Source organism: Veillonella parvula (assembly GCF_032575955.1).
GTDB lineage: Bacteria > Bacillota > Negativicutes > Veillonellales > Veillonellaceae > Veillonella > Veillonella parvula_J.
In genome coordinates this window covers 35,911-50,719 of record NZ_JAWFXN010000001.1, presented here as the reverse complement: position 1 = coordinate 50,719, position 14,809 = coordinate 35,911, and the positions used below count along the sequence as shown (strand labels likewise).

General features: G+C 39.7%; 10 protein-coding genes and 1 pseudogene. All 11 read right to left on the bottom strand.

The features are described from left to right. Positions 1-39: 39 nt before the first annotated feature. Positions 40-1,140 carry an AAA family ATPase gene (locus E7L28_RS00200; RefSeq protein WP_118091656.1) on the bottom strand — a complete coding sequence of 367 codons (1,101 nt, stop codon included), beginning with the start codon at positions 1,138-1,140 and terminating at the stop codon, positions 40-42. Between the two features lie 12 nt (positions 1,141-1,152). After that, entirely contained in the window at positions 1,153-1,959 is an 807-nt protein-coding gene (locus E7L28_RS00195) for a hypothetical protein (RefSeq protein ID WP_205112547.1), read from the bottom strand. Between the two features lie 112 nt (positions 1,960-2,071). Further along, the gene (locus tag E7L28_RS00190; protein ID WP_101928807.1) at positions 2,072-2,722 is read right to left on the bottom strand and encodes a potassium channel family protein; all 651 of its coding nucleotides are present in this window, start codon (positions 2,720-2,722) and stop codon (positions 2,072-2,074) included. 35 nt (positions 2,723-2,757) lie between these two features. Next, entirely contained in the window at positions 2,758-4,119 is a 1,362-nt protein-coding gene (locus E7L28_RS00185; protein WP_101928806.1) for a TrkH family potassium uptake protein, read from the bottom strand. 6 nt (positions 4,120-4,125) lie between these two features. Next, the gene (locus tag E7L28_RS00180; protein WP_316691728.1) at positions 4,126-5,130 is read right to left on the bottom strand and encodes a carbohydrate kinase family protein; all 1,005 of its coding nucleotides are present in this window, start codon (positions 5,128-5,130) and stop codon (positions 4,126-4,128) included. 339 nt (positions 5,131-5,469) lie between these two features. Continuing rightward, positions 5,470-7,110 (bottom strand): heme anaerobic degradation radical SAM methyltransferase ChuW/HutW, encoded by a 1,641-nt coding sequence (hutW, locus tag E7L28_RS00175; RefSeq protein ID WP_008714421.1) that lies wholly within the window; start codon positions 7,108-7,110, stop codon positions 5,470-5,472. Between the two features lie 21 nt (positions 7,111-7,131). Then, a complete protein-coding gene (locus tag E7L28_RS00170; RefSeq protein WP_008601576.1) occupies positions 7,132-7,650 on the bottom strand; it encodes a flavodoxin family protein in 519 nt (172 codons plus the stop codon). A gap of 28 nt (positions 7,651-7,678) precedes the next feature. After that, positions 7,679-8,482, bottom strand: a complete 804-nt coding sequence (locus E7L28_RS00165) for an energy transducer TonB (protein ID WP_004696671.1) — start codon at positions 8,480-8,482, stop codon at positions 7,679-7,681. Positions 8,483-8,484: 2 nt separating this feature from the next. Next, positions 8,485-8,892, bottom strand: a complete 408-nt coding sequence (locus E7L28_RS00160) for an ExbD/TolR family protein (RefSeq protein WP_004698605.1) — start codon at positions 8,890-8,892, stop codon at positions 8,485-8,487. 2 nt (positions 8,893-8,894) lie between these two features. Further along, the gene (locus E7L28_RS00155) at positions 8,895-9,512 is read right to left on the bottom strand and encodes a MotA/TolQ/ExbB proton channel family protein (protein ID WP_004696674.1); all 618 of its coding nucleotides are present in this window, start codon (positions 9,510-9,512) and stop codon (positions 8,895-8,897) included. A gap of 35 nt (positions 9,513-9,547) precedes the next feature. Then, positions 9,548-14,628: pseudogene (locus E7L28_RS00150) on the bottom strand (TonB-dependent receptor plug domain-containing protein). Between the last annotated feature and the right edge of the window lie 181 nt (positions 14,629-14,809).

Genomic DNA, 14,809 nt, shown 5'->3' with positions numbered 1-14,809 from the left:
CTATATATAGCTTTGATTTGGTTAACTATACACATAGAATTATTTTTGCGCTTCAAAGAAAATATCTACAAAAAGGTCATCTTCAATAGCATAAGCGTAAACGCGCTCATACGTGTTACGAAGATCTTTCATAACCGCTACGCGCAAATCCCCTGGATACAAGGTTAAAAACTCCACAAAGTGATGTACTTCCTGCGCATTGCTATTGCGATTTAAACGATGCAACATATTTTTTGCTGCTACATAAAGGCGAGTTGGGCTTTCACCTTTAACCTGCTCAGCCATAGACATAATAGCACCTGGTTTTTGAACCGCTGTTAATACATCATCAAAGGTAATAAGAGGTTCTTGATCGGACTCGATAAAGTTTACAAAAGCCTCCGCAATGAGTTTACCTACGTTACCGCGGATAACATTCATAAATATATCGCGACTATAGCTTGTGCCCTCTTGATTCTTATAAATTCTATATAGACCGGACACGCGTTCAAAGGAACGAGGTGTGGCATCGATATCGTCTTCGTGACGTTGATTTAAATATTCTGGATAGGAAGAAATAAATTCAATAACCTTTTCTTCAATACCAGCACCAATAGCCCAGTCAATCCATTGCATATAATCAGCATTCATATAAAGCCATACGAATCGATTTTGTTGTGCCGGATCCATATCGATGGTTTGGTAATCAAAGGAATCTTCAGGGTTCATAGCGGCGATGATGCGCACTTGATCACTTAAAGAAAAGCCATTAATTTCACGGTTTAGAATAAGGTTCATCAACTCTTGTTGAACTGCATGTTCTGCGCGGTTAATTTCGTCGATAAACAACAATACTTGACGCCCTTTATCTACGGCTTGTGCCACATGTTCCAATGTATGATGCACAGCGTATACTGTAGTTTTCACATCTCGTGTATTGCCATGACCATCCGTATGAGTCACCGTTTCTACAGTAGGTAAACCACCGATTTCACCTTCTTTTAAGAGGTTTCCGTCGATAGTTACTAATTCCCAGTCGTGTACCTCTGCAACACGCGTTGCGAGAGAGGTTTTACCAATGCCAGTCTCACCAACGAGCAAAGGCACTTGATTTGCAGCAAGCACTAATTCAACGCTTGCCATTGTATCTATAAAGTTCATCGTATCTCCGTTCTAATATTTCAAATATTCGCCTACTGCAATTTTCTTAACTATTTTGGTGCCATAAGCATCTATAAGTGACAACAAATCGATGGGCCATTTAGATTGACGTCCACCGATAGCTTTATTGTTGATTAACTCGCGTATATAGTCTTCATCAACTGTATCGCCGGAAATAGCATCTACAATTATAGCTTTGATTTCGTCTACTGTAACACCCAATGTATTAGGTATATAACCGACAATAGCCGCACTTACCTTAAATAGATGCAAGGCCAAGTCCTTAGTGAGGTTTGTAATCTGACGCATTGCCTGTGGATCTTGCTTTACTGCTGCTTCTAGAACAGTTACGCTAGGCTCATCAATGTAGCGCAAGGCTAAGTAACTTTCTTGCACGGCTTGTAACTGCACCGCCTCACTTGGAGTATTAATATATTGTAGGGCATCATAATTCGCCTTCACCGCTTCTAATTGCAATTCTTCAGATGGGTTTGCAATATAGCGAATAGCCCAGCCTGATTGAGCTAATGCACTTTGAATTAATGTATCAGACGGATTGTCGATATATTCTAAAACTGCCCAATCTTTTTCCACTAAAGTTTTTAACAATTCTTCTGTAGGATTTTCAACGAATTGTATAGCTCGTGGTGCTTGTAAAAGCGCCGTTTCAATAACCTTTTGAGTAGGTTCTTTAATATATTGTAACAGCATGCCGTTTTGTCCCACACATGTAAGTTGCATAGCTTCTGTAGGATTTGGAATATTTCGAATTCCATGTGGGTTATTCATCAGCGCCGTTATATATTGTTCCTCTGTCATAATAACCTTCATTTCTATATAAAAAGGCCATACGAATACGTATGGCCTATACTGAATTCTATCTCATTATATCATATTTTTTCGATATATTTATATCTCTTTCGTATACTTACTACACTGTTAATGCATCTAAATCAGAATTATTTCCTATGATTAATAGTTTATCCTCCGCCGAAAGAATCGTAAACGGATTAGGAGGGACTTCTAAATCCTCCCCACGCCTGATGCCTACAGCATTAAGATTATATTTCTCACGCAGATTAGAATCTTTTAAGCAGGTGCCTACCAAAAATTTTGGCATATCTACTTCAATAAGGCTAATGCTTTTAGATAGCTGTAAGTAATCCATTACATGTTCTCGTGTCAACGATTGAGCTAACCGTTGTGCCACATCATATTCTGGATAGATGACCATATCTACCCCCATCTTCTTGAGCATCTTACCTTGGAGTGCATTTTCAGCTTTCGAAACCACATGAGGCATATTCATTTCTTTCAACAACATCGAAGTCATGAGATTAGCCTGGATATTATCACCAATGGCAACAATAACTATATCAAATTGGCTCAAAGCTAAGGCTTTAATAGCCTCTTCATCAGTAGTATCTGCTACGATAGCATGTGTTACATAAGGGGAAACCTTTTGTACAATTTCTGGATTAATATCTACACCTAAAACCTCATGACTCATAGAGGCTAACATCTTGGCTATAGTCGTACCAAATTGACCAAGACCAATGACGGCAATTGTTTTATATTTCATGCTATATCTCCTGATAGACTAACTATTCTACTCAATTACAACAATACATTCTCTTCTGCATACCCAATTGGCTTCGTTGGTGAAGTCCTAAGAGCCCATGTACCAATAACGGTCATAACACCGACACGACCTGTAAACATAACAAGCATCAGCACCCATTTACTGCTTTCAGATAAATCAGACGTAATTCCCGTCGTAAGGCCTACAGTCCCAAAGGCGGACGTAACCTCAAATAACAATCGAATAAAATCATAAGGCTCATCCCAGGCCAGATAACAGGTGGCTATTAAAATAAGAAGGAGCGATAAAAATATAATTCCGTTGGCTTTAAGCACTGTTACTAATGAAATACGACGTTCAAAAATCTCTGTATCTGGACGGTTATTAAACAAGGTACGCGATGCAAGTATGGTTACTGCTACGGTACTAATTTTAACGCCTCCACCGGTAGAGTTCGGACCCGCACCAATAAACATGAGAATAATGGTAACAAACAAGGTAATTGGATGTAATGCATTATAATCAACCGTTGCAATCCCAGCTGTACGCGGCGTAATCGCTTGAAATAAAGAGGCCATTATTTTATTCCAAATCGGTAATGACCCAAAGGTTTTTGGATTTGACCATTCCACACCTAAAAAAATGATAGTTCCTAATAGGATAAGAATCGCTGTGCCTACTAACATAATCTTAGTGTGAAGTTTTAAGTCAACAAATCGTCGCACCTTACGGTGTGACCATATGTCAAAGGCCGCTAAATAGCCAAAACCACCGATAACAATTAGTACTGCTGTATTGATATTAAATAATATGTCCCCTACCATGGCATAAGGTAGATCATTATCAAAAAATACAAATCCAGCGTTACAAAAGGTGGAAATAGCTTGCATGATACCGGTATACAATGCAGCCTGTCCAATATAGGGATATAGCTGAATCGTATAGATTATGCCTCCCACAATTTCAATAGCAAAGGTATAAAGCGTTAACTTTTTCGTAATATGTAATAAACCAGTCATACCCTCCTGTCCAACATCCTCGGACAAAAGCACACGATTTTTAAGGCCTACTCGTTTACCTAGAAGCAAAGCAATTATGGTCGTGAAAGATACAATTCCTAACCCACCTAACTGAATAAGGATAACCATTACAATCTTACCAAATAAAGACCAATGATAATAAGTATCTACAGTGGTCAGCCCTGTTACCGAAACACAAGATACGGCGGTAAAAGCGGCATCTACAAGAGCCGTCGTTTGCCCCTGAGCACTCGCCATCGGTAACATAAGCAATATTGTTCCTATAATCATGACGCCTAGAAAGCTAAACGCTAATAATCGATAGGGATTTTGTTGCATGTACCGTTGTACATGAGAATGGGAAATATCGTGCCACATACTGATTTACTCCAATCCCATTAACTTATATACAACTTGTAAACTTGGTAAAGCGCTACGACCACCAATCCCTTGCGTATTTAAAGCTGCTACAGCGGACGCAAAAATAGCAGCTTTTTCTAAATCAGAATGTCCACAATGTTGTAATAAATCTATAGCATATGTAGAGGTCTCTAACCCTTCTACTGGGGCTAACTCTCTTAATAATGTAACAAGCTTTGAAAGAAATGCACCATGAAAACTATCTCCGGCCCCCGTTGTATCAACTACATATTCTTGAGGGAATGCCTGACAACGATAGAAAGTTCCATCAGGCCATACAAAATAACTACCATTAGCGCCATCCGTAACCCCCGCAATAAGAGCACCACGGTCATGAATGATACGACAAGCTTCTTCTAAATTAGTAGTGCCCGTATATTTTTCAGCATAATCACGAGCAACAATAGTAATATGACTTGACTCTGTAATAGATTTCATCTCTTCATCGTAGCGCTGTGCACCTCCATCGAGGGAGATAATAGTACCTGCCTTTTGTGCTAACGCCATGGCAGAACACATGAATTGTCGATGCCGTCCGTTAACATGTAAAATGAAAGCTTCTTTAATTAATTGCTTATGAGTATCTAAAAATACTGGCTCTGGCGCAGTAGAGCGTTCAAAAAATACGGCACGCTCGCCAGTGCTATGCTTTACTAGGATTGTAGCAACGCCACTCTTTTCCCCCTTTTCAATGTGGATAGCATCAGTATTAACATTATATTTTTTGAAATCATCTAAAATATGACGCCCCACCATATCGTCACCGATACTGTCAATCATGGCCGTACGTACACCATATTTACCTGCAACGGCTAATGCTGTAGCTACAGGTCCTCCACCATCGGTGGTAGAAGATACAACTTGTTGTACCTCACGTCCCGTTGGGTAATGATCCACAACGATGAAGCGGTCTAATGTGCTAGCCCCAATACCTAATATATCTATTTCTTTTTGAGGACATGTACTCATACTAACCTCCTAAGCCTTTTATCAGCTATACAAGCAATATCACTTCACATCTTATAGATTTACTATCTCACTTATTGTTTTATGATTTTAACAGCAATTAGATTTTTATTGTCCTTATAGACTTATACATCTATTCCTATACATCTATTGCTATGCTTTTTAAAGTCATTTAAGTCTTATACCTACAGAATACCTTTCGCTCTATAAAAAGTAAACCCCAGACTACAGTCTGGGGCTACTTTGTACTACAGAGAGCACGTATATGTCACGTAATATGTCTTGTATATTATATGTTGGTTATTGGGAGAGGTTGTTAGAATTAAGGTGTAACATAACAGTTTAAGACATCATACGTTCCATCATATATTCAATCTCATCAGCACTTAAATTGTACATAGCTTGTACCATTCGTTCTGCTGCTTCGCCAGAAGCACCGCTCTTAGCAATTTCAGCTTTAGCCTTAGTAATAAGAGCCTCTTTACGTTGTGCTTCGGAATCTTCGTCAGTTGGTACAGAGATATTGGCTTTACCCTGGCCAATGCCACGTACCTCTTGGTTAGGATTTTCTTTAGAAGTTGTTTTTGTATCTTGTGCTGCTACTGCTTCTATAGCGAAGGAATTCTTACCAGTCATGATATATTCAACAGCTTCTAATGTACTTTGCGTAAGGTTTACAGTCCAGAATTCACCTGCATCAGTCAATTTATAAAGCAATCCATTATAGGCAACAAGACCTCGTTTTTCCCATAATTTATAGAGCCAGTTCAATTCATCTAATCTGGAATCCATTTTTACTAAGCTCATAATATTGAGGAATCCTTGTTCTAATTGACTTACTACTCGGTTTACGATAGGTTGTAAATCACTTTGTTTCATAAGGGCCATAAATGGTTTTTCACCGCGGGTAACCATATCTTCGTATGGTTTTAATGCACGATGTAACATCATCCCATAACCGTCGACGTTACCACCTGCACCACTACCAAATGGGAACATTGGAACGCCCGATTTAGCTAAAGTGTTATACAAGCTACGTTCACGGTTATTAGCACTCCAGTGAGCGGCACTCAATCGACGATAGGAACGTTCATCAAGGTATTTACGACCAAATTCAAACATATCCCCTTGCATCGCTGTTGTGGCTGCAGCTGGAACTTTGCCGTTTGTAATGTCTTTATTGAGATCACTACCATCAAATACATTTAATTGATATAAGTCCGCACCATCTACGCCAGAGCTTACCAAATCTGCTAAATCTTGTTCCCACACCTCCATAGTTTGACCAGGTAAACCATAGATCAAGTCAATAACAACAGAACATTGACCATAAGCTTTCAAAGCAGCTAGTCGTTCTAATACGGTTTCTTTCGTATCTAAACGGCCTACCATTTGACGTACTTCTGTATTGAAAGATTGCACGCCAATGGACATACGATTGACGCCGTTTGCCATCCAAACTTCAAGATTTTCAGGAATCAAATCGTGAATACGACCTTCTAAGGTAAGCTCATAATCGTTTGCCAACGGCAAGTACGCTTTAATTGCTTTGAGCAATCTTTCAGAATTTGTAGGTGATAAAGATGTTGGTGTGCCACCGCCGATAAATACGGCATGGATCAAACCATCTTTTAATCTCGAACGCTCACTAGCGAGCTTTAATTCACTGATAAGACCATCAATATATTGGTCTTCAACACTTTGACTCGTACCGTTTTGGAAGAAGCCACAATATGTGCATTTTGTCTTACAAAACGGAATATGAATGTAAGCGCATTGCATTTCGCCCTTTTTAGGAGTGCCATTCATTAACGAATCCCAAACGGCTTGTGTTTCTTTTGGAGAAACGAGCGTACCATTGAGACCTGCATGTACAACACGTTTATGAGGAAATGCACCACTCATCGGATTATCGCATTCTAAACCTAGTTGTAGATTGCGTTGTTTCTCCGGAATGGATTCAAAGAAACTTGCTAAACTCATACTCCAATCCCCTTTCAGAAATTAGGCTTGCAACTTTGCAAGTACAGATTTTGTAAATTCTTTTGCATTTGCAAAGTCTTGTTCATCTGGATGAGTTTCCGCCGCTTTATGTAACGCATCGCGTTCTGGGCTTTGACCATGTGCAGATCCAGGGGGGAACATTTTATACATCATTTCGATTACTTTAGGATCGATTTTACCTTGGCATACGAAGCCGTCTACAAGAGCTTCTTTGTTAGGCAATAATTCAGATGCTTTTTCGATACTTTCACGCGCATGATCAGAATCAGCATACATACCTAATGTAGCAAAGAATACTACATTAGGATTTTTTAAAGTTTCAATCAATTTTGCCGCTTCTTTATTCGCTGTGCCTCGATCCACCCAGAAACCTACGAATACTGTATCATAATCAGCTAAATTTTCAGGTGCATCTTTTACAGGAACGCAAGGTGTACCTTCAGGCATAACGGAAGCCATTGCTTCCGCTACACTTTTAGTATTTCCCGTAAGGGAAGAATATAAAATAATAGATTTCATATTTATCTCCTTTATTACTTAGATATATTTATTCTTCTTCATCTTCGCCATCGGCCTGTACTACAAAGTGTACAGGAACTTCTACTGGTTGTATATCCCCTGTTTCATTTGGATACGGAGTCGCTCGTCGCACTGCATCAAGAGCCGCTTCTACAAATATTTCATCGCCACCACTAGTTGGATATACGTCTATTAAATTACCATTAGTATCTAATTTAGCCATTACATTAATTGTAACATCTACGTTCATTTTACGCTTAATAGCCGCATAAGGAATTTGTTTTTGGCTATCTACAGCTGCATAAAAGCCCTCTACATTGAACGCTGCTTTACCTGTACCATGACCATCACCTTCACCGGTACCATCACCTGTACCAGTACCATGGCCTCTACCATCACCAACGCCAGTACCTTCACCGGTACCATGACCGCCACCAGAACCGCCACCTGATCCAGGGCCTGTGCCACCAACAGCGGAATTATCACCGGATGTATTGCCTTTATTTTCACTTGCTTTAGCTGCCACATCTACTGCATCAGGAATATCTGTTGCTGTAGATGGTTCAACATTTGCTACAACAGCCTTTGTTCTTGCCGCTACTTCATCTGCTGACAATGGTTTTGGGAACAGATCTGCTCTGTTACCTCCGCCACCACCAGCATGTCCACTGCCACCATCATCGAGCACACTTTGTGTGAGGTCGATTTCATAGGTATCCATTTCTTGAATGGCTGGAACCACTACAAAAAAGATTACAGCAATAAAGAGAGCAATAAGATGAACTACGGCGGATATAATGGCTGCTTTTTTCCATGATATGCCTAGTCCCATAGTTATCCTTTCTGTTCAGCTGCAATAGCTAAGCGTTTAACGCCAGATTGTTTTAACATGTCCATAATCGCTACTACTTGACCATGAGCCGCTCGTTTATCGGCTTGTAAGATAACACTAGCATTAGGGTTTTCTTGGATACGTTGTTTTACCATTGCCTCAGCATCGTCAATGCTCATTGGCTTGTTATCAATCGTAATATGACCCTCCGCATCTAATGTTAAAACCACTGGTAATTGAGCTGGTGCAGAAGCACTAGTAGCCTGTGGTAATTGTACAGACAAGGCTTTTTGAGCCACTGTTTGCAAGCTGTTCATCATGAAGAATACCAACAAGAAGAAAATGATATCAATCATTGGAATGATCATGAATTCCGGCTTAGTTTTCATACGAAAGCTTTGCAAGTTCATAACTATTTCCACCCTTCTCGTTTAGCTGTAACTATATTTACACACATATTTTCAATTTGGTTAATAATGGAGTCCAAACGATGACTAAAAATTGTGTAAACGATAAATGCCATTATGGCCACACATAAGCCAGATGCTGTCGCGATAAGCGCCTCACCTACACCACCAGTAATGGCAGATGCACCCGCACCGGAGTCAAGGATACTGAAAGAGCCAATCATACCTGTTACTGTACCAAGCAAGCCCAATAATGGAGAAATTGTAACTGTTGCACTTAAGTAGTCCATATATTTTCGGAAACCAACTGCATCAACCCCCATTTGATCAGCAAAAGCGGTCTTCATTGCTTCTTCGCTAGAATCATTTTTTAAACCTGCTTCTGCAATACGACTTGCAATAGAAGGGTTCTCTTTAATTACTTTATCGATTTCATCCCAACGTTGTAGTTTTGCGAATTCATTTACTGCATGAGTTACAACAAATGTTTTGCCTGCATACTTACGATAGAAGAAAGCACGTTCTGCAGCTATAGCGATAACCATGAAAGACAAGAGTAACAATGGATACATTACATACCCGCCACTATGAAATAAGTGAATGACATAATTTAAATTTTCCATATTTGTAACCTTTCTGCCTGTTTACAGACTGAACATTAGAACCTGTAGGTCCCTTGAATTCTTGTATAATCGCCTAACTTAAAGCTTTCACTACCATATAAAGTGTCTCGTTTATTAGTGCCCTTCGCATCAAATGTATAGAATGCTTCAAGGAGCAAATCCTTGCGCGGTACATAGCCGGCACCAAATGTAAAGCTACGAACACCATCTAAGTAACGATCAGGTACTGCACCCGTACCATTACCACCGAAGAAGGAGCCATGTTCAAAGTATTTGTAATCGATGAACGCATTCCAAGATTTCGGAACATCTAAATCAGCACGCCCAATATCTAGACGAGCCATCCAGAAGTGTGGTGTGCCGCCCATTTGATGACCTTTTAGAGTAAAGTCTGCTGTGCCACGTTCATGTTGATATACGGTATTACCATTGAGGTAACGTCCTAAGTTAGAACGATTTTGACCGTAATCAACCGTAACAGCTGCATTAGCACCAAGTTGATACTTAGCACCGATACCAAATACATGAGCTACATTGGAGAAGCTGTATTCATCATTACTGTTTCCATTAGCATTTAAATATGTATGTGTTTTACAGCCAAAGGAACGTAAGTACCAAGCTTGTAAACCAAGACGAGCACCAATTTGTTTCTTGTATTGAATAAATGCGGCCTTATCGATGGCTGGTACAGTATCTTTTTCAAGAACTACACCTTCTGTTCTGATCAAGTTGCCAATGACCTTACCGATTGCTTCGCGTGGTAATTTATTTTCAGACTCTGCGTCATGTACAACTTTTTCAAGATTATACATATAGTTAAACAATGCATTAGGCATACCCCAACCATAGTAAGAACCACCTTCGCCATAATCACCAGAGGACATGGTGAAGTTCTTTTTGTAAATGGCATCTTTAGCATCATAATCACTAAATACGTATTTACCACTATCGTATTTGTAAGTCTTTGCACCTAAGAAGCCAGTGAATTCATAATCACTTGACGGTTGACCATAGTAATCATAAGATCTCTTAAATGTACCATCAGCTTGTTTCACCCAAACTTCGTCAAGCCCACTATTGTTATAATTACTCCAGTTATCTTTTGCATTATATTTGGCAATTTCTGTAATCGATTGATTAATCTCAGCTGCATGTTTATCAACATACTCTTTAGGATTTAGCAAGGCTTCTTTATTATCAGAGGATACGATAAGACCTTTTGCCTTTTCTTTCATAGATTCAGGGTACAATGGGGAATTTACGTTATACATAATGTCGCCTGTTTTATACAGTTTTTCCCCTGTTTTCTTATTGGTGATTTCATACATTGCATACCCACCAGATGGGATATCAAGGGAGAATTTAGTCCCTGCCATATCTGTAGGATATGCTTTTGTAAGAATATCTTGTAATCGACCCATAATTTGAGCTTGTTTTTTCTGAGTTTCAGCTAATTTAGCATTAGCCTTTTCAATTTCTTGATCACGGTTCGGATTACTCCATCTTAAGTCTAAGCTTTCTTTATAAGCTTCGTATTCAGCTTGCAAGTCTTTGAGCTGTTGATAGAAATAGAGGCTATCTGTCTTACCTTTGTAAGTGGAGTTATAAATACCAGTTGGACTATCTGGAGCTGCCGGATCTGTTGAGGTCTTCTTCTCACCATCAGAACCGGTTTTAGTAGCACTCTCAATATCGTATGGATAATCATCGCGATTGATACCAATCAATTCAGCTGCTGTTGGTGGTCTAAAGATAACTTTGTGCACTGCATGAGTATATGCAGAATCAGTGATACCTGTACTATGTTTGAAAGTACCAACACCAATACGAACTTGAGAATCATGGCCATTCCAAACAGCACGAACGCCGTCATAAGATTGACCAAACCAGTAACCACTAGCGCCCATAGGCTCAGTTAAACGCCCTACAGATACGTCCCATTTCTCAACGCGTCTTGTAAGATCAACTGTATCAAGTCGTTGATGGTTGAGACCTTTGGAATCAGATTTTGTCCAGCTTGTATCTACTCCACTCATACCACTCATGCTGCCAATAACCTTGAGGTTTGTGAACTCATTGAGTCGAGCATCAAAGCCAAGACGTAAGCGTTGTTCAAAACTATGACGATTAGCATCGTACATATTAGCTTTTGCAGAGCCGATGGCAGAGTTTGCTCTAAATGGAGATTGCGGTCTATTAGAACCATCATGTGCCATCCAACGCGCTCTATAGTCGCCAACCATTGTAATACCACGTTCTTTAGTAGTATCAAAATCAGAACGAATAAAGTCAGTTAAACGAACTATATCAGCTACGTTTTGTACACCAGATTCAGAATTTACCACTTCACCATTAGCTACATTAGCCCCTGTAGCATTAACTTTTGCACCATCCTTAGTTTTGCCGATGGCCATAGTTTTACTACTATCGCCACCACCAAATTTAAGGTTAACACCCATGCGGTATACGCGTTCTTGTGTAGCACGGTCATCATCGCGATGGTTAAAGATATTGTTGATACCGAAATACATCATGGCATTTTTATTGAAACGTTTTTGAATCATTACATTCCAAATGCCAAATGTTTTCTTTTCATACATTTGTTTCTTATAAACGCCTGCATCACCAGACAAGATATCTGGCCAGTAGTTACCACCGTTATTAAGAGTATTACTATCAAGCATATTGATATAGTAATCACCCCAGATGGAGCCATTCCAACCGGATTTAGGGTTATCATAAGTAATGCCAATATCAACTTTGTGCATTGGTTTATCCAATAATTGACGTGGCATGGATGGATCGCTTTTGTTGATAGCGTGTAAATATGTATAACCTAATTTACCAGACCAATATTTGCCAAATTTTTGTTGTACTTCCGCTTGCAGCCCTGTAATTTCAGCTTTACCAATATTTTTAAAGCTGTAAATCATATCCGGGGCACGTTGGTATTTCGCATCACCCTTAAGATATGGTGCAAAGTCCATAAAATCACCAGTGAAGTATACAGACATATAGTTCTTAATACGGTTATGGAATACACCTACGCGTGCATATGTATTTTTATTTTCACCCTCCAAGCTCATGTCGAAATTGACCGATTTTTCTGGTTTCAAATTAGGATTGCCAGCCCAATACCAACCGAGTTTTGCTACCCCAATCCCTACAGGGTTAGAAGCGTACATTTCCCAGTTATACCACAATTCGCCCATACCAGGCTCTGTATAACCGGTACCTACATTGGCTTTAAATCTGCGATGTGTATTACCTTTAACGTTATATGTCATGCCCAAAGATGCAGATACGTTAGAACCAAACAAGCTACTATTGTCGAAGCGCACAATTGGAGACAATGTTAAATTCTTATTAACTTGCCATGTATCAGAAATGTAAGCGTTTATTTTACGAATCGTACCACTACCAGTAGTCAAGCGTTGATCGCGATTACGGTACTCTTCCAAGAAAGCCTTACCATTTAACTTAGGTGCTTTCTTACGCATTTCTGGATCGTTAGACTCACCATATTTAAAATAGTCACCTACGATGTTTGCACGATGTGCCGCCATTTCAGGATTTTCCGATTTCAACCGATTTTCCAAAGCATAATATCGCTTCTTAAATTCATCCGTTACGGGTTGATTATTCGGCGATGTGCTTGACCATTCACTAAGTCTGCTTTCCGATAAACCATAATTCACATAATCATCGTACGTAATGCCCGGCTTTTGTGCCTTTGTTTCAGCCCCATAGTATTCATAATCCATATCCCATTGCGGCATGCCGCCACCGGAATTAATGAATTTATAGTCATGGATGTGAGAGTAAACTTTAATACTATTATCGCCTTTACGTCGCACGAGACGATCAAGGCGGTCTACTAACAAGCTTTTATCGTAATCCCATGGATCAATGTACATCGTACTTGTATTAGGAGAACTCTTTAAGCGACTACCAGAACCTTCTTCACGAGCATAGCTAACACCATAGCTTAGCAAATGATTTTTATTGACTTGCGTATTAGCATTTACTCGAATATCTAATTGACGATGATCGATGTTATCAATATAACGCAACTCATTAGAGCCTTCATAAGCGGAACGACCTGTATAGTTAATGAGCGCTACATCATTTTCTTTAATACGAGAGTAATTAGTTTCTACAGTCCAGTCACTCTTTCCAGCTCTAGAGGACCATTGCAGGTTAGCTGTATTACGATCTGCCGTACGTTTGAAGTGTTGCTGTGGCTCTAAATCGGAGTCGGAGTGCTTAACATCGCGCACAAGGTCTTCCGTGTAACGATTAAGTCGCAATTCTACCTTATTTTTATCATTTGCCTCGTAGGTCGCTACAAGACCGATATCTGCCGCATCACCATAGTAACGAAGTACATTTGGCTTGAAGTTATGTTTTGCATAATCAAAGGCCATCCCAGAGGCACGACGTTTAACAGATGCTAGAACAGGCATAAGATCTCGTTTACTACCTGATAACCCAACCTTTAACTTGCCCATTTGACCAGAATCGGCACGAATGAAGAAGTTTTGGAACGGAAATACATCGCCATCGCTCTTGCGACGCAGGCCTTCAGCATTAAATTGTACGGATGGTTTCTTTTGTGCTTTTTTAGTGATGATATTAACTACACCACCTACTGCATCAGATCCGTATTTAGCACTAGCCGCACCTTGAATAACTTCAATTCTCTCTACGTTCTCTGTACCCAAACGTTGTACTTCATCTGCCGCACCAGAGTACTTATCAAAATCACCTAGCACTGGTTGACCATCTACGAGGATAAGAGTGTGACGCGCTTCTGCACCGCGAATGGACACGCGCCCACACGCCCCATAGCATCAACTGTTCTAGATACACCTGTTTGCGTAAAAATAATATCTTCAACGGACTTCGCCTGTTTCTTTTCAATCTCTTTCTTGGTAATGATTTGCACTTGCTGTGAGTTCAATTTTGCTTCTTCTTCTGCCCATGTGCCTTTCACATTAACAACATCTGTAGTGACAGTCGCATTATCTGCCCAAACCACTAGAGGTGCGCTAAGCCACAAGGCAACTGCACTAGACAGGATTATGGTACGCTTTGTATGTCCCCACCGGTTCATTATGCCCTCCTAAACTTATAACTAAACATATGTCTTGTATCTCCCACACAAAAATTAAAAAGATACACTTCACCAACATTAATGACATTGAATATCATTCACATTTTAATGTTAGCAAAGTGTATCTTGCATATCTACTCCGAATAGACCAAAAATATACGTTTCGGACAAATCGGATATA